The organism is Photorhabdus luminescens subsp. luminescens (assembly GCF_001083805.1).
GTDB classification, from domain to species: domain Bacteria; phylum Pseudomonadota; class Gammaproteobacteria; order Enterobacterales; family Enterobacteriaceae; genus Photorhabdus; species Photorhabdus luminescens.
Map to the genome: position 1 here is coordinate 328,902 of NZ_JXSK01000003.1, position 16,608 is coordinate 345,509.

The following is a 16,608-nucleotide window of genomic DNA, read 5'->3' on the forward strand; positions in this document are numbered from 1 at the left end:
AATATAATGGCTAAAAATGAATTTCTAACCTTTGGTATAGCCGAGGGCGCTAATGTATTGTCGAATGAAGAATATGCGGCATTAGCGGCGAGGGTGAACGGATTTAGTTCCGGTGTTGCTAAATCTCGTGAATTAAATAAAGCATGGCGTCAGTCATCTATTATTACACATATTCTTGCTGATTTTATTGCGAAAGAATCGGGTAATGATGTTCTGGATAACGGGAATATCGATGCTCTGAAAAGTAATTTGGCATTAGCAATTAAAAATGCGCTGCCAGAAATGCGTGATGCTTCTCTAACAGAAAAAGGCATCACTCAGTTAACAGACAAAACAGGCAACAGTAATACCCTTGCAGCCACTCAGAAGTTAGTTTCTGATGTCAACGACAACGCCAACAGCAAACTCGCAAAATCCCAAAACGGCGCAGACATTCCCGATAAAAATGCGTTTGTGAAAAACCTCGGCTTGTCGGAAACCGTGGCACAAGCTCGAAATGCCGTACCGAGCAGCCGGAAAGTGAACGGCAAGGCGCTGACCGGGGATATCAGTTTGAGTGCGGGGGATGTGGGGGCTTTGCCAGCGCTTAAGTCTATCGACAAGATACCTGACTGGGGATATAACGGCCCTTTTAGAGGGAGCCGCACAGTGGACTACGCGCGCGGGATTAGCGTCGGCGATAATGACTACGGGCAAATCTGGGTTGATAGCTCTGGGCGGCTGTATGGCCGATTTTCAAATTCAACGAGTAAAGAAATCCTGGGCGGTGAATGCGCCTATACAAGTGATATTGCAGTCCCTGTCGGCGTCCCCGTTCCGTACCCCCATCGATACACGCCAGCCGGTTATCTTACGTGCAACGGTCAATCATTCGATAAGTCTTTATATCCAAAGCTAGCAGAAGCTTATCCTGATGGCAAAGTACCTGATTTAAGAGGCGAGTTTATCCGGGGATGGGATGATAGCCGAGGGGTAGATCCGGGGCGAGTGTGCGGGTCGTGGCAGGGTGACGCACTTCAAAATATTACCGGGTCACTCGGTATGTATAAAGGTGTTGAAGTTCCGCGTGCAAGCGGGGCTTTTACAGCGATATTTCGAAATGAAACGGTGTCAGGTCACGTGGGTGGAACATTCAACAGCAGTGGAGATTGGAATTTCGACGCATCACGAGTCGCGCGTACTGCAAACGAAACCCGCCCCCGCAACGTCGCATTTAACTACATAGTGAGAGCAGCATAATGACAGAACAGAAATACTCTTTAGAACATGAAACCGCCGTATTGGGTAAAGATGGATTAGCGATTCAAGCCGGCTGGATAAAGGTTTATCACTCGAATCAAATCACACGAGAATTCACAAACTCTGATATTGAGTATGTCATGCTCGGTGTCAGCTTATCAGCCGGTGCTTATCCCGATGCGCCACAACTTCCCGATTCTCACGATAAGGCCGTCTGTCGCAGTGAAGACGGTAAGTGCTGGGAAATCTTGCCCGATTATCGCGGAAAAATCGCTTACGACACGTTAACTCGCGCTCCGACTGAGATAACAGAAATCGGTGAACTGCCGGATACGCTAACCTTCAAGAAGCCTCCCACAGACTTCGATACGTGGAACGGCAAAGAGTGGGTAGTTGATAAAGACCTTCTCAAGTCTCATCAAATCAACGAAGCAAAACAGAAGCAAGCAGCACTGTTACAGCAAGCAAATGAAACACTCTCATTGCTACAAGACTCTGTTGATTTAGAAGTCGCTACAGACTCAGAGAAAGCCGCTTTGCTGGAATGGAAGAAATACAGAGTATTGCTGACTCGTGTAGATGTTGATCAGGCTCCGAATGTGGAGTGGCCGGAGGTGCCGAAGTAATTGTTGACTCATGACTTTAAATGCGTTTAGCATTAACTGACTACTGTACAAGTAGCTTAGAAATGCTGATTTTTGAATAGCGTGTACACTGCCGCACAGGCAGAACGGAGCCGGAGTTAGTCCGGCTTCATAATCTACCCTCCCTCTTCCTTTTCCTCTTAATGATGTACTACGCTTCATACCTAAGTGCTTTTTCGGTTTGTACATATGTGTGTACATTCTGGTATTTTTTATTGGTTAATTTTTATTTAATTAATTGTTTTATATTAATATTTTAATTATTAGAGTATTCTTTAACGGAATGCCCCAATCTGATACATTTTTTAGCAATTGCTCTACTATTCTTTCCGGCAAGACCAGCACTGCTTTCTTATAATCAGTATCCTGATATCTATCCGTTTTTTCTTTAGCTGAATATTGACTAAAAAACCGTTTCGCCTTGTCGTTACTGAGCGCTTCACGCTCAAGTCTGACAAACTCTGACAATGGTGCTGGTTGCTTCAATAAAACAGACTCGCCAGCTAAATTGGCTTGATACAATCTCAAAAGTTCAAGGATAAAAACAGACTCACTCCAACCATCAAGGATCGCATGATGAAAGGCATAAGCTAACCTAAATTGTCCGTCATTCAATGCCGCCGCATGTACCCTCATTAAAGGAGCTATTTCAGGATCAAATGGTCGGCTTAACTCAACCATCACTTGTTCATGACGTGCAATCAACTGTTCATCATCAAGATTTGTGTAGTTTTCCACTATAAGTGGCAATGATGATGGTGATTCAACCAATTGCATCACTTCACTAAAAGAGGCCAAATCAAATCTTGTTCTGAGCACCGGGTGCCTTTTGACCATTGCCTGAAGCGTGTCGTAAAATATTTTTTCATCCAGTGGCAAGTTAACATCCCGAGCAATAACATCAAGGTAGATCGCTTTACCACTGTATAATCCCTCAAACAGCATCCCTAGCTGTAATCTCGTCGCCGGATAAGCGGTTTCGATATCAGCAGGCAACCTCTGCTTATCTGTTTCATTTATCAGAGGGTTCTCATTCTGCTGACTGAGAGCTTCTCTTGTTTGTGCCAAACCGCGGCAAACCCCACGCAACGTCGGATTGCGAAATAACGTACCCAGATCAATCATCAAGCCCTGTTTCTCGGCCTCTGCAATCACCTGGATCGCCAGAATCGAATCCCCCCCAAGGAGAAAAAATCCGCTTCAGGCACTGCGTCAAACGGACCCAATACTTGTTGCCAAATATTTACGAGCAGTGCTTCATCCTCCGTCAGTCCATTATCTGTCTGTTTTGAGAGTACTAAATCTTTACACATCCCCCTAAGCGTCGAGGTACGAAATAAGGTAGAGAGTGTCAGATTGAGTCCTCGTTTTTCGGCTTCAGCGATAACCTGAATAGCCAATAACGAATCGCCCCCCAACGCAAAAAAATCAGCGTCAGGCACAACGTCAAATGGCCCCAGAATTTGTTGCCAGATCTCTGCCACCAGCGCTTCTGTTATGGAGAGTTCACCGGATACCTCCCCTTCTAATCTCTCAACCTCTTTCCAGCCCATCAAAAATCGACGATCCACTTTGCCACTGCTTGTTAAAGGTAGCTGTTCATGATGAATAAACCGATTAGGCCACATATAGCTGGGTAACAACGTTTGAACACGAGTGATAATAGTTTGCTCAACGTCAGTGCTTTTACGAGTTGTATGATCAGTGTGAGTTGTATAGTGGGCGACCAATTGTTCAACATGGCGATCACTGTCAATGTTCAGCACAACACAAACAGCGCTCACATCCTGGCAGCTTTTTATTGCATGCTCTACTTCTGTCAACTCAACTCGATGACCCCGCACTTTGAGCTGATCATCAAACCTGCCTACAAACTCAATCAGTCCATCGTTCGACAATACTCCTTCATCACCGGTAGCAAACATTCTGGCTCCTGGTTGGGTGGAGAAAGGATCAGGTAAAAAACACAGGCTGGTTAGTTCAGGTTGGTATAAATACCCTCGTGCGACAGACTGCCCCCCCAATATAGATTTCACCACGCTCACCTGACCTGACAGGTCTCAACATCTCATCCAATAAGTACATTTCCGCATTGACGATAGGTTTACCTAAGGGAGATTTTATTGCATCAACACTTAATGATGACATAGGGTAACTACTCACCAAAGTCGTTCCTTCAGTCGGGCCATATACGTTATTAAATAAAAAGGGTTTGCCCAGTTTCTGCTTCCTGGACAAATACTTAAACGCATGAGTGACTGACATTGCATCGCCACCAACAAGCAATTGAGGTACGCTATCCAGAGCCTCTTCGCGATAATCTACCAATACGTGAAACAAAGCAGGCGTCAATAGCAATATCGTAATACCATGCTCAACAAGGCATTTCGGCAGCTCATCAATGGCTTGATATGAGGGAGAAGCCAATACCAATGTCGCCCCATTAGTCAATGCTCCCCATATTTCAAAGGCAGAAGCATCAAAGGCCGCAGGTGCTAACTGCAATATTTTTTCATTGGTTCCGAAATGAACGTACTGCTGTTTTTGGCTAACGAGGTTGGCAGCGCTATGATGAGTCACTCCCACTCCTTTGGGGCGTCCTGTACTTCCCGAAGTATAGATAACGTAAGCTAGCTGTTGATTGGTAACTTGTGGCAGGATTTTTGGCACTACAGATTGGATTTCATCGATATAAATAGTGACAACATTTTCAATGACCATTGAATCTTTCATCATGGTTCGAGTCAACACCAACCTTGCACGCGAGTCCGTTATCATATAACGAAGTCGCTCAATCGGATAATCGGGTGGTAGTGCTAAATAAGCAGCACCAACTTTAAGCACCGCCAACATCGCTATGATCATGTCAGAAGAGCGCTCAATATAGATTCCAACTACATCTTCAGCCCCGATACCTGATTCCATTAGTCGATAGGCAAGTTGGGTAGCACGATCTTGCACACTTTGGTATGTCATTTCTACATGATGTGCACTAATGGCGATCTTGTGAGGAGCATTCTCAACCATCCCATCAAATTGCTCATGCAACACTATGAGTTCTTCCATTATTTATTCCTATGAATAATGTGCAGCAGTCAATTTGACTGGCAAGCGATGATAACCAGATAGAAAAGTCGAATAGATAGGGCTGGGTTCTCCACTCAAAGAGATCTCATCGACAAACTCCACAAGCGCCTCCAGCAGTGCAGTAATTTCTATTCTAGCAAGTGCGGCACCAAGGCAAAAATGAGCCCCATATGAAAAAGAAGTATGTCGATTATCACTCCGATTCAGATCAAGCTGATTGGGTTTAGTAAAAACAGTTTCATCGAAGTTAGCAGACCGATTCCAAACAATAACAACATCACCAGCCCTAATCTGCTGACGACCTAATTCAACATCTACCGTTGAAGTCCGACCACCATGTAAAGCAGGAGTGGTCCATCGCAACAACTCCTCTACTGCCTTACTAATTTCTACTTCACCACGTCTCAATTGAGTCCAGCATTCTGGATATTCAGCAAATGCTTTTATGATTCCTATCAATGCCAACCGAGTTGTTTCATCGCCACCCAGTAACACGCTATAACAATTGAAGACTAGTTCTTCTTCTGTTAGTGCTAGGGAGTTTTGAGTCATTGCTATCAGGTCACTTACAAGATCATCTTCCAATGGCTCGATTTTGCGAGCCTGAATACATTTATAGAAATACATCAACAATTCATTTCTGGCGAGGCGGGTATCTACTTTATCAACTGACAAAGAGTTCGAAGCCAGTGCTGCACTTGCATTAACAAATAGTTTTGCTCGATCCGATTCTGGAATTTTTAAAATATCACATATGGCCGCTAACGGAATATGTGGTGCTACATCAGTGGCAAAGTCACATTGCCCGGATGCTACTGCATTACGTACAAGCTCACGCATCGCATTTTTGATTCTTTTCTGTACCGACATCAGGTTTTTGGGGCTAAAAGATTTTAACAACTCTTTACGGATTTGACGGTGTCTATCCCCATCAGACACTGCAAGCATGCGACCACCCGCTGTGTCTCCACCATGTAACAGTGTAGCCATGACATTTCCACGAACAGAGGTAAAGGTTTGACTATCACGGTAAACCTGCATAGTTAACTCATGGGTGCTGACAACCCAAAATCCTAATTGACCATTGACCGCTGAATGCCAAGCGACAGGTGACTCATTACGTAATTGCCGCCAGATGTTATCTATATCAGGACGTAAATGAGTCAGGGGGTCAGTGAGATTTATGTTATCCGGCACTTTAGCTACATTTGAAATAAGGTTCATATCTCCCCCAATTCATGCGCATCAAGAATTTTAACTTCTTCACTGTCCATAAATCGAACATGAAAACGTAAACACTGCCCCATACGCTGATAAATATCCAGAAATGCCTTGTGGTTATCCACTTTGCCCAACACCATGTTAATTTCATTGGTTTGTGAGCCTCCCGGCAAAGTAGTTCCTGTCCACACATATGAGCGATATGACGATACGCCATCAAGAGAGCGAAGTTCATCTTCCCCATTGATTCCGAGAATTTCACATGGACGTGTTGGTGCGATATGGCAGATATTGAAATAGACGTACTCAGGATTGAACACAGGGAGATCAATCATTTTTCCCAACGCTAATCGTGCAGCCATTTCAAGCAGACTAATATTGAGGCTGATTTTGGCCATCTCGTTGATACCCCCGCCCACTCGACCATTCACTTCAATGATCCTGGGTCCTTGCTCGGTCAACTTCAGTTCGGTATGGGTGATCCCCTGATTAACACCTAACACTTTGATAGCATTTGATGTTAATGCATAGATTTGATTCTGTTCACTATCACTTAAGACTGATGGCCAAATATGACCATATTCACGAAAAGGGGGACTTAATGGCATCTTGCCGGTCACATTTATATGCTTAATCTCTCCGTTAACCACTAGGCTTTCAACCGAGACATAGTCGCCAAAAGGCAACGATGGCCGCCCTTGAAGGAACTCCTCCAATACCAGTGAACAACCACCATCAAATCCAATCTGTTTATTTGAAAGCAGTTTTTCTACAAGGCTCTTTCCTGTTTGCGGATCTTCAATAAGATAAGTATCGATGCTACCACCACCATAGGCCGGTTTTAGTACTGCGGGAAGGCAAACCTGTTCAACAGCTTGTTCCCAATCTGACACGGTGTTAATGAGGTAAAATCTTATCGACTCAATGCCAGCCTCTTGTAAAGCTACTCGCTGCTTATATTTGTCAGTAAGTCGATAGACCGTTTCGAGATTGTGAAAAGGCAAATTCAAGTGTTTTGCCAGAGTAGCTGTAAGACGTAAGGCACGCTCACTAAATGTCACAATCCCCGCAGGATTAAGGTGAGCAAGTTCTGATAACGCCCTTTCAATATCAGAACCATTAACTACGCGACCAAATCGTGAGAAGTAGGATATGCGCTCTCTTGTGTGTACGTTTGCGTTGATAACAAATACAAATGGTGCAATCTCATTCAATTCAGTGACAATGTCTTTGGGAAGGGCTGCGCCTTCATCATAAATCACTATCAAGGGTTGATTATCAAAGGATTGTGGGCCATTACGTAGAGAAGTCGGGCGCATATCAGTCCAAACTTCTTCAATCCATTTTTTACATGCTTCTTGTGTCCCACTAAAGCCGGTCGCTCGCCATCCGATAGCAACAGGCCATTCAGAATGAACACAGGCATATTGCTCTTCATCATTTATTACAACCAAATATTCATCCATCAAACCTTCAAAATCGGATGAATACTTCATTTGTGTTTGGGTATTTTCATTACTCATTAGTGCAGACTTCCTTTTTTAAGCAAGCTTGACGGATACACAAATAAATGTCGTAAAGCTGATCTCGATAATAGAAGTGATCTCCAGGGAACATGACTAATTGGCAAGAATCATGTGTCAGTGATTGCCACTCTTGTAAATGATATGGACTCACCCACGGGTCACGATCACCGCCGATGGTTAAAATAGGACAATGTACCTTGCCACTAGCTTGTTTGTGCTCAGCCACCAACAAATAATCAGCACGCAACACAGGCAACATGAGATCAATCATATCCTCATGAAGCAGTTCCTTATCTTCATTTCCTATATTGGTTTTTAGCTCTTCAATCCAGGCTTCCCGGCTCATGCCGAGTATCTCTTTTGGCACCATACCATTTAAATGTGGTGGACGTGCTGCTGATAAAACCAAATATTCAACAGTTCGGTTAGCTTGTTCTAAAAGTAATGCTAATTCATGACATAACAATGCTCCCATACTATGACCAATAAGAAGAAGAGGGCCCTGTGTATGCAGCAATACATCTTTTGCCGCTGTAGCCGCCAAATCTCTTATACATAAAGGGAGTGGTTCAATACTTCGAGAGCCTCGCCCCGGATACTGTAGCACCAGCACTCGATAACCATCAGCCAACAGTTGCTGGGCCCAGTCGGTCATAGAATAAGCACTGCCGCCGCCAAAAGGCGCAATCACAACGGTCATTGTCGTTTGCTCTTGATCGCAGTAATTCCATAGTCCTGGCGTCAGTTGAACACGTTTCATTCCAACGCTTCTCCGGAAGCTTTTAATTTGGGATCAATCCAATATTCAGCTATCCAATCCAAGCATTCTTGTTCTGATCCCGAAAAACCCACATTTTGCCACCCTAACGGTAATGTCCGCCCTTCTGGCCAAATGGAGTGCTTACCCACGTTGTTACATACCACCCTGTAATTCATGATGCTTCACTCCGCCGTTTGATAGTCACCACTTGATCCGCCTGAGCAAGCAGATCAATATTTTGCGACGCTACAATCCAGATTCCCTGCCACTTTTTAGGCAATACTGACCATATGGCTCGGGCTGTATCAGCATCCAGAGATGAATCACAGTCATCGACGACATAAACTTCGGCTGAATGGCATAACATTCGTGCTAATGTCAAACGTTGACGCTGGCCTCCTGATAACTGCCTAACACCACCAGAACCCAGCACAGTATCAAGCCCTTCAGGAAGATCAGATGAACCCGGTTTCAGATATACTGCCGTTAACGCCTGTTCCATGATTTCATCACTGACGGAGTCGTTACCCAGTGCTAAGTTATCTCGTACAGTACCGCCAACGAAGCCAGCACCTTGACGGGCATAAGTAACTTTGGGGCTTTGCCACCAATGGGCATCTCCACAAACTTCTTTGTTATTCCAAAGCACACTTCCTGATAAGTGCCGTTCCAGCGCTAGCAGGCCACGAAGCATACAACTTTTACCGGAACCGACTTCTCCATTAACGACAATGAGTTGATTAGCTGTAGTTGTAAATGAAATAGGTTGTGTATCGTTATTACAACAAAGTTCCCTCACCGTCAGTGATTTCAGCACATCATCAGCAATAAGGACTTCTCCAGCGGGCAGCTCTGTCTGTAATAGTGGCTGAATTCGTTCGTAGCAGACATCGGCATTTTTATAGTTGGCCAAGGCACGACCAAAAAAGAAGATCTGCTCACTGACCCAACCGATATAAGTCAAAAACAGAGCCAATTGACCAATAGTGAAATCACCACTGACAATTCGGGTACTGACAACAATCAAGACAATAGATGTACCTAGCATCACAATGTTACGAAATAGCCCCGACAGCAGATCAGTGAACATTTGATGCTTTGCCTGCACCGCCCGACGATGTTCAAAACTAGCTGAAAGTCGCTCAATATGCAGATCCAACTTTCCACTAAGGCGAAGGTCACGGATTCCTGCCAGTATGTCAGTGATACGACCCGCAATTTGGCCTTGATATTGACGTTTCTCTTCCTGTAATGCTCCGACCTTATGCTTGAGAGCTACGCCCAGCCACAAACCACCAACCATCGGTAAAAGCGCTAAGGTCGTCACAATGTCGGTACTCAGCAACACAACAAGCGCTATCAACAATAGTACCGCCCGGTAGAAGAAGTCCGCTGTCCAGCCAAGAAAAGAGGCTACTTCATCGCTGTCATTACGAATACGATTGAGCATATCCCCTTGAGAAAGACGCAGGTCCGCGCCAGAGTGGCTGCAATTTATCCCCTCCAAAATGCGTTGTTTAAGATATGCGCTGACCTTAAAAATAAGTGTAAAATCAATCTGTAAGCCAAAAATCAGTATCACGGAGCGTAATACCATTGTGCCTACCGCCAATGCCAATAGCCACCAAACCGCTGAGCCTGCTGGATTGATAACAGCACTATCAAGAAGCTGGCTGATAGCAAAACCAACGACCAAAGGTAAGCCATGGATCAGCGTCCATATAACCATGCTGGTGAAGTAAAGAAAGGAAAATCTTCGCGCTAAACTCAATAAAGCAGGCAACATTTTTGATGGGAAAAAGTGGATTAACCCCGTCATGATATAAGTTCCCTATTTTTTGTTAACGTTTTGATCTCTGCTCGATGAAGGACTTTCTCGACACGGCCTTCACTCATGATAATGACTTGGTCAGCTGTGGATAATGTATGTAGGCGATGGGCAACGATGATCACAGTACGATTAGCGCTAATTTTTTCTAGTAATCTCATCCAGCTCTGCTCAGTACGAGGATCTAATAACGAGGTACCTTCATCTATAATGATTAATTGTGCGTCTTGAAGCATGGTTCTTACTCCGGCAATCATTTGGACTTCCCCTTCTGATAATGAACGCCCCCCGACACCCACCAAAGTATCCAGCCCCTCTGGTAACGCTTTCGCCCATTTATGGATCTCTAACTCTTCGAGCGCACGCCAAATTGCATCATCTGAAATGCTGTTATCGAACAGGGTTAAGTTTTCACGTAGCGTTGCTGAAAATAGATGCGTCTTTTGGCTTAACACTGCCACACGACTGGCAAATTCATCAGGATGAATGGAAGTGACCTCAACACCAGCAAAGGTAACCCGTCCGCTATCAGGCTGAGCCAACCCACACATAAGATTGAGTAATGTGCTTTTACCTGCCCCCGTGCGCCCAACAATGCCTACTTTGCTTCCAGCGTCCACACTGAGGCTCACGTTATGCAAGACTTGTTTACCATGACCTTCATAGCGAAAATTAACCTGATCAAATTGAACTGACAGGGGGCCTTCTGGTAGCTGATTTTCTACACCATTGTGATTGACTTTCTCCTCACCTCGTAACATCTTGACTACCAGTGATAAGGTCGCCATCAATCGTTGTACCTGATCTACCTCTGAAGACATGTCTTCCATTGGCTCTCTGAGTCGGTCAACATAAAGATAGATCATGGTTAACGTACCAATACTGATACTGTTATGACCGAGTAATTGCAGTCCAAATCCAAAACCCAGACCAAAACTCAAAGCAAAAAATAGCTGGGTAATCGGCCAAAATATGCGCCCACTGACATAGGCTTTACGTTCCATTTTTAATAAGCCAGAAAGCATCTTCTGTAGTTGCAAAGCAGGCCAACGGCTCCTTCCCAATGAATGCAGATCATCTTTCGCGGCAAGAGCATCGCCGATAAAACCAAATATGTGGGCTTTCTCTTCGCGGGCTTTTTTCCATCGCACTACCGCTAGGTTAGTGAGTTTCATCAGAACATAAGCCACAACGAGAACCAACACGGTAATTGCAATACCTACTTCTGGGATAATAGAAAACAAAATCACCAAAGTGCCTAATGCTAATGCGATATTTCCTATAATCCGGAATCCGGATTCCGCAATAGTTTTTCCAATGATGTCTGCATTACCCTCAATCTTTTCAAGGAGCTTACCCTGAGCTTCACTTTCAATTTGCAGGATAGACCGATTGTGCACAACATGATGAAATAGCTGACGCCTAAGTGCATCGGCAATACCCCAACCTGCACTGGTACTGCAATAACTGGTAACCAGACCAGCGATAACACCGCCAAAAGAAATGATTGCGTATCCCAAAGCCAAGAGGACAAGTTCATAAACGAAAGTACCTGCGGTAGCTTTATCGATGTAATGACGGATCACAAATGGCCCTACTAAATCGCAAACAAGTGTGACAACTAATGCCAGGAAAGTGCCAATAATAGCTTTTTTCATTGGTCGGGCGCTCTGACAAAGCAACTTAAAACCTGTTAATGGGTTAGGAGAGTTCATACCTTGCATATTCGTTTGTATCTTCATATTAATTTTTATGAGTTATCCGTTCATTAAATTCAGATAGGACCGTTTTTATTTGCTCTTTTGGTATGACATCGCCTGCAAATTGAGCACGAATTTCCATCTGCCCATCATTCACACTGATGTTAAAACAAAGCAAATAATCCATCGGCGTTACCCGAGGCTTCCAGTAACCCGTTCCCTCTGTGGTGATATCAATAAAGATCGGATTATCTTTTTCCTTATCGGGCATATTCAGAAATAAAAGCTCTCCTTCAAAATCCAGTCTTAATTGTGGTCGAGGAATTGCCTTTAATTTTTCGGTGATTTGAGGATTAACAGAAAGATAGCGAAGTGCTTCAAAGCCGAACCCTCGAGTAGGTACCTCACATAACAGCCGCGCCATATCAGTTGCATGTTCATCAAAACTGCGTCCCATAGAAAAGGGCAGCAGAAACGGAAAACCACATGTAAACCAGCCGATAGTGCGTCCTAAATCAACTTCGTCGAATAGGTCTTCTCGACCATGCCCTCCCAACTCAATAAGGATATTGTTGGCACTGGAAGGAAAATGGCTTTCTAAAGACCGTGAAAGCAGAGTCAGTTATCGGGCAAGTACGGGAAGTTGACTGCGCTCAGATGGTTTTAAAAACTGCTGAGTCTGTACTTCATCAAATACCGTTGTTTGTTCAACCATATTCGCCTCAATGCCAATAGCATCCGTACTTACTAACTGCTGTGCCTGTTCATAAGGTTGTGAAAGCCAGTAATGAACACCAAACAACTCTGGCTCATCCTGCACCAATCGGTGTAAACGCCTAGCCCAAGCGAGATACGAAGTTGTCGGAATATCTAATTCATGGGCTTCAGCTCCTTCAAGCAACGCCGCTAAATCCTCTGTAAGTAAATCCCAGGAATAAGGATCGACCACCAAGTGATGAACTATCATCAACAACTTGTCCGGCAAATTATGAGCCGTTCGATAAAGTTGTATGCGACAGATTGGCCCATTCAGCAGATCTAACGACTCATGACCCATATTCGCTAACTCAGTAATTTTCTGCGATAAGCTATGTGGGGCTATCTGCTGCAATTCAAATTGTTCGATGGCGATACGGGCTTGCGGGTTAATTCCTTGCCACCTCCCCAATGCAGTAACCATAAAACTGACTCCCAAAATAGGGAATCGGGCTAATAGCGCTGATGCCGCCTGTTCAACAGTCGCCAATGACAAAGTGAGCGTTTAGACTATTTCAGAGTTAAAGGTTGCGTAGCTGAGTTTCTTTATTGGCTTTCTGATACAGAGTAAACAACATCGGCAATAGTGAGCTGATAGCAACCAGACAATGGCCTAACTGGCAAAGACTTTCTGGGGTGGATTCCACCACGTCATTAGCGGCAAAAGTGACAAGAGTATCTCCCAAAAAATGTAACCCGTGGCAGAGCCCAGCACTGTTAGCTTCGCAGGCTTCTTCCAGTAGTTCAATATTTTGTTCACTCATATCCGCCGTATCCAGTACTGATACAACACTCGCCATATCGGAATAGAAGATATCACAGTAGTTTTCAATATCTTCAGTACTCTTAATATTCTTAGTATTAAACATGGTTCAGTTCCCCCAGTGGTTTGCATGAGGCAAATACCAAAGGAAAGCCTGCTAGCAGAGTACAAGCTTCTATTTCCGTAGTAGCTAATATTGAAATCATGCGTAATGGGGGAAGTTTGATTATCAGTCGGTTAGAACGGGCGTTAATAAATATATAGGGCTTTAAATGTGCGCGTATGTTACTATTAGCGTTAGCCATAGCATTAGCTCCAATAATGTTGTGGTCAGAAGCCCGGTTAGTGGTGAGACACTACCGGGCTCCGTTGTTTTTGAAACCCTTTGAATATACACTGGTGTATACAATATACATTAAATCATGGGGTATATACCTTGTCAATGCCAAATAAAAGATCTCCTCAATTTCCGATGAGATTAACAGAGGAATTTCGTCTCCAGCTTGAAGCGGAAATGAGGAAAGATGGTGATACGTCTTTGGCAACATGGATAAAACGAATTTTGCGTAAAGAGCTGCTGGCACGTGGTATTGAACCGAAAGGTTGAAGCATTTTGAAATACCAAGAGGCACCCATTCTAAGTGCCTCTTATTTTAAATTATCCTAATAACTTTAATATGCGTGTCTTAACCTACCGTAATCTGAACAGGTTTCCCTATACGGGTTAACATATTAACCAATGCGTCAATGGTGAATTTATTTACTTTTTTATTCACAACATCAGATACTCTTGGACGAGAAATGTGTAACACTGTTGCTACATCAGTTTGTTTTATTTTTTCATCTACAATCCATAGGGTAATTTCTCCTATTAACCGTTCTTTGATTTGCAGTGTGTTTTCTATTTCTCGTAAAGAGGTTGTATGAAGTTGCTGAGCTTCTTGCTCAGTAAAACCTAATTCAGAAAATATATTATGTCCGGCTGGAGTTGCCCTACGAATTTCAGTGTCAATTTTAGTGGTCATTTGATATTTCTCCGTTGCTGGATAACTGCGTTGTATCGCACTTTAGCGATATCCTTGTCCTGTTTATTCGTTTGTTGAGTTTTCTTCTGAAAACTATGTAATACGTAAATAGCTTCATCAAATTTAGCAACATACATAATACGATAAATACCTGTACTGTCTCTTAGCCGTATTTCTTTTACGCCAGAACCGATGTCAGAAAAGGGTTTCCAGTCTTCAGGATCTATTCCACACTGTATTCTGTGAAGCTGATAGCCTGCGTCTTTACGTGTGTCTATAGGAAAGGCTAACAAGTCTTCATAAGAAGAACCAATCCAGGCAATTTCTTTCTCTGTACCGCTCCTGATTTTCGTCATAGTTTTCCTTCCTTATTTATTTAATTGTATGCAATGCTAAAATCATGTGTAATGGGCGAGGTTCGATTATCAATCGATAAGAAAGGTACGTTATAAATGTATAGCGTTTTGAATGCGTGCGTATGTTACTATTAGCGTTAGCCATAGCATTAGCTCCAATAATGTTGTGGTTAGAAACCCGATTAGTGGTGAGACACTACCAAGCTCCGTTGTTTTTGAAACTCTTTGAATATACACTGGTATATACAGTAGCATTAAATCATAGGGTATATACCTTGTCAATACAAAATAAAAGATCTCCTCAATTTCCTATGAGGTTAACAGAGGAATTTCGTCTCCAGCTTGAAGCAGAAATGAAGAAAGATGGTGATACATCTTTAGCAACATGGATAAAACGAATTTTGCGCAAAGAGCTGCTGGCACGTGGTATTGAACCGAAAGGTTGAATCATTTTGAAATACCAAGAGGCACCTATTCTAAGTGCCTCCTATTTTGAATTGTTAATATATGTGCTTTAACCCACCGTAATCTGAACAGGTTTCCCTATACGGATTAACATATTAACCAATGCGTCAATGGTGAATTTATTTACTTTTTTATTCACAACGTCAGACACTCTTGGACGAGAAATGTGTAACATCTCTGCTACTTCAGCTTGTTTCATTTTTTCATCCACAATCCATAAAGTAATTTCTTCCATTAACCGTTCTTTAATTTGCAGTGTGTTTTCTATTTCTTGTAAAGAAGTTGTATGAAGTTGTTGAGCCTCTTGCTCAGTAAAACCTAATTCAGAAAATATATTACGTCCGGCTGGAGTTACCCTACGAATTTCAGTGTCAATTTTAGTGGTCATTTAATATTTCCCCGATGCTAGATAACTGCGTTGTATCGCACTTTAGCGATATCCTTGTCCTGTTTATTCGTTTGTTAAGTTTTCTTCTAAAAACTATGTAATATGTAAAATAGCTTCATCAAATTTAACAACATACATAATGCGATAAATACCTGTACTGTCTCTTAGCCGCATTCCTTTTACACCAGAACCGATGCCAAAAAAGGGTTTCCAGTCTTCAGGATTTATTTCATGCTGTATTCTATGAAACTGATAGCCTGCGTCTTTACGTGCGTTCTACGTAGGAAAGGCTAACAAATCTTCAGTAAGAAGAGCCAACCCAGGCAATTTCTTTCTCTAATACCGCTCCTGATTTTTATCATAGTTTCCTTCCTTATTTGACTGTATAAAATTTTATACCATCCCGCAAAAAATTGCAAATGTAGAATTGAAGGAATTTGAAGCCTTACGAGGAAAAAATGTACGATAGGTATGTTTCAGGCCGCTGACAAGCCTCTCTATATCAAACGAAGCCCTATGTTGCCCAAGCCATACGCAGACACTATAAATAGTTCATGTCACAACAGCATGAAAGAATCGAGAGTCCAAGGCAAAGGCGGTCCAATCCAAGCATTGCAAGAACGATCAACCAAATACTGGCGAATGAAGAGCCCAAAGTTGTTACCAATCCACGGTTTCTGACATGGAGAAGCCTTGGTCGCGGTTTGAAACTGTTTTTCCTCAAACATTATGTTGAGGCGACTGGTAGTAAGTTGTGTCTCGATATCAAGTTGCCCTACAGGCTCGTACTACAGATTCAAGAGAAAAATGGGTAAACTGGATAAACTACAGTCATATCTATGACGGTTAG

21 protein-coding genes are annotated in these 16,608 nt (G+C 43.2%); 4 read left to right on the top strand and 17 right to left on the bottom strand.

The window, feature by feature from the left end; all coding sequences use genetic code 11:
• Nucleotides 1-6 precede the first annotated feature (6 nt).
• Both TI10_RS25905 and TI10_RS09745 read left to right on the top strand, forming a co-directional pair.
• On the top strand, nucleotides 7-1,239 hold the full coding sequence (locus TI10_RS25905; protein WP_049583112.1) for a phage tail protein: 1,233 nt from the start codon (nucleotides 7-9) through the stop codon (nucleotides 1,237-1,239).
• Nucleotides 1,239-1,865 (top strand): tail fiber assembly protein, encoded by a 627-nt coding sequence (locus tag TI10_RS09745; RefSeq protein WP_049583113.1) that lies wholly within the window; start codon nucleotides 1,239-1,241, stop codon nucleotides 1,863-1,865. Before TI10_RS25905 ends, TI10_RS09745 begins: the two co-directional genes overlap by 1 nt.
• A 261-nt stretch (nucleotides 1,866-2,126) precedes the next feature.
• On the opposite strand, the gene TI10_RS09750 is transcribed toward TI10_RS09745, so the two are convergent.
• From TI10_RS09750 to TI10_RS09810, 13 genes are all read right to left on the bottom strand, one after another.
• Nucleotides 2,127-3,038 (bottom strand): condensation domain-containing protein, encoded by a 912-nt coding sequence (locus TI10_RS09750; RefSeq protein ID WP_049583114.1) that lies wholly within the window; start codon nucleotides 3,036-3,038, stop codon nucleotides 2,127-2,129.
• Entirely contained in the window at nucleotides 3,035-3,919 is an 885-nt protein-coding gene (locus TI10_RS09755) for a phosphopantetheine-binding protein (protein ID WP_075262244.1), read from the bottom strand. Before TI10_RS09755 ends, TI10_RS09750 begins: the two co-directional genes overlap by 4 nt.
• The gene (locus tag TI10_RS09760) at nucleotides 3,864-4,949 is read right to left on the bottom strand and encodes an AMP-binding protein (RefSeq protein WP_049583116.1); all 1,086 of its coding nucleotides are present in this window, start codon (nucleotides 4,947-4,949) and stop codon (nucleotides 3,864-3,866) included. The genes TI10_RS09755 and TI10_RS09760 overlap by 56 nt, the downstream gene beginning before the upstream one ends.
• A gap of 9 nt (nucleotides 4,950-4,958) precedes the next feature.
• A complete protein-coding gene (locus tag TI10_RS09765; RefSeq protein WP_049583117.1) occupies nucleotides 4,959-6,194 on the bottom strand; it encodes a cytochrome P450 in 1,236 nt (411 codons plus the stop codon).
• Nucleotides 6,191-7,714: an MbtH family NRPS accessory protein gene (locus tag TI10_RS09770; RefSeq protein ID WP_049583118.1), complete on the bottom strand. Its 1,524-nt coding sequence runs from the start codon at nucleotides 7,712-7,714 to the stop codon at nucleotides 6,191-6,193. Before TI10_RS09770 ends, TI10_RS09765 begins: the two co-directional genes overlap by 4 nt.
• Nucleotides 7,707-8,477: a thioesterase II family protein gene (locus TI10_RS09775; RefSeq protein WP_049583119.1), complete on the bottom strand. Its 771-nt coding sequence runs from the start codon at nucleotides 8,475-8,477 to the stop codon at nucleotides 7,707-7,709. The genes TI10_RS09770 and TI10_RS09775 overlap by 8 nt, the downstream gene beginning before the upstream one ends.
• Nucleotides 8,474-8,653: an MbtH family NRPS accessory protein gene (locus TI10_RS09780; protein ID WP_049583120.1), complete on the bottom strand. Its 180-nt coding sequence runs from the start codon at nucleotides 8,651-8,653 to the stop codon at nucleotides 8,474-8,476. The genes TI10_RS09775 and TI10_RS09780 overlap by 4 nt, the downstream gene beginning before the upstream one ends.
• Complete coding sequence (locus TI10_RS09785; protein WP_049583121.1) at nucleotides 8,650-10,296, bottom strand: ATP-binding cassette domain-containing protein; 1,647 nt, start codon at nucleotides 10,294-10,296, stop codon at nucleotides 8,650-8,652. Before TI10_RS09785 ends, TI10_RS09780 begins: the two co-directional genes overlap by 4 nt.
• Nucleotides 10,293-12,047 carry an ABC transporter ATP-binding protein gene (locus tag TI10_RS09790; RefSeq protein WP_049583122.1) on the bottom strand — a complete coding sequence of 585 codons (1,755 nt, stop codon included), beginning with the start codon at nucleotides 12,045-12,047 and terminating at the stop codon, nucleotides 10,293-10,295. The genes TI10_RS09785 and TI10_RS09790 overlap by 4 nt, the downstream gene beginning before the upstream one ends.
• Nucleotide 12,048: 1 nt before the next feature.
• On the bottom strand, nucleotides 12,049-12,462 hold the full coding sequence (locus TI10_RS09795) for a condensation domain-containing protein (RefSeq protein ID WP_049583123.1): 414 nt from the start codon (nucleotides 12,460-12,462) through the stop codon (nucleotides 12,049-12,051).
• A gap of 165 nt (nucleotides 12,463-12,627) precedes the next feature.
• Nucleotides 12,628-13,257: a condensation domain-containing protein gene (locus TI10_RS09800; protein ID WP_074525026.1), complete on the bottom strand. Its 630-nt coding sequence runs from the start codon at nucleotides 13,255-13,257 to the stop codon at nucleotides 12,628-12,630.
• Between the two features lie 25 nt (nucleotides 13,258-13,282).
• Entirely contained in the window at nucleotides 13,283-13,630 is a 348-nt protein-coding gene (locus TI10_RS09805) for a hypothetical protein (RefSeq protein WP_074525025.1), read from the bottom strand.
• A complete protein-coding gene (locus TI10_RS09810; RefSeq protein ID WP_049583125.1) occupies nucleotides 13,623-13,829 on the bottom strand; it encodes a hypothetical protein in 207 nt (68 codons plus the stop codon). The genes TI10_RS09805 and TI10_RS09810 overlap by 8 nt, the downstream gene beginning before the upstream one ends.
• Nucleotides 13,830-13,966: 137 nt before the next feature.
• On the opposite strand from TI10_RS09810, the gene TI10_RS24975 reads away from it, so the two are divergent.
• Nucleotides 13,967-14,131, top strand: a complete 165-nt coding sequence (locus TI10_RS24975) for a hypothetical protein (protein WP_155416474.1) — start codon at nucleotides 13,967-13,969, stop codon at nucleotides 14,129-14,131.
• 79 nt (nucleotides 14,132-14,210) lie between these two features.
• Here the strand turns inward: TI10_RS24975 and TI10_RS09815 are convergent, their stop codons facing one another.
• Complete coding sequence (locus TI10_RS09815) at nucleotides 14,211-14,549, bottom strand: helix-turn-helix domain-containing protein (protein WP_049583127.1); 339 nt, start codon at nucleotides 14,547-14,549, stop codon at nucleotides 14,211-14,213.
• Entirely contained in the window at nucleotides 14,546-14,905 is a 360-nt protein-coding gene (locus TI10_RS09820) for a type II toxin-antitoxin system RelE/ParE family toxin (protein ID WP_049583128.1), read from the bottom strand. The genes TI10_RS09815 and TI10_RS09820 overlap by 4 nt, the downstream gene beginning before the upstream one ends.
• 122 nt (nucleotides 14,906-15,027) lie before the next feature.
• Here TI10_RS09820 and TI10_RS09825 point away from each other — a divergent pair, with 122 nt between their 5' ends.
• Nucleotides 15,028-15,351 carry a hypothetical protein gene (locus tag TI10_RS09825; protein WP_036843602.1) on the top strand — a complete coding sequence of 108 codons (324 nt, stop codon included), beginning with the start codon at nucleotides 15,028-15,030 and terminating at the stop codon, nucleotides 15,349-15,351.
• A 68-nt stretch (nucleotides 15,352-15,419) separates the two neighbouring features.
• Here the strand turns inward: TI10_RS09825 and TI10_RS09830 are convergent, their stop codons facing one another.
• Complete coding sequence (locus TI10_RS09830; RefSeq protein WP_036843600.1) at nucleotides 15,420-15,758, bottom strand: helix-turn-helix domain-containing protein; 339 nt, start codon at nucleotides 15,756-15,758, stop codon at nucleotides 15,420-15,422.
• 93 nt (nucleotides 15,759-15,851) lie between these two features.
• Nucleotides 15,852-15,998, bottom strand: a complete 147-nt coding sequence (locus TI10_RS26610; protein ID WP_394298758.1) for a type II toxin-antitoxin system RelE/ParE family toxin — start codon at nucleotides 15,996-15,998, stop codon at nucleotides 15,852-15,854.
• Nucleotides 15,999-16,608: the final 610 nt, after the last annotated feature.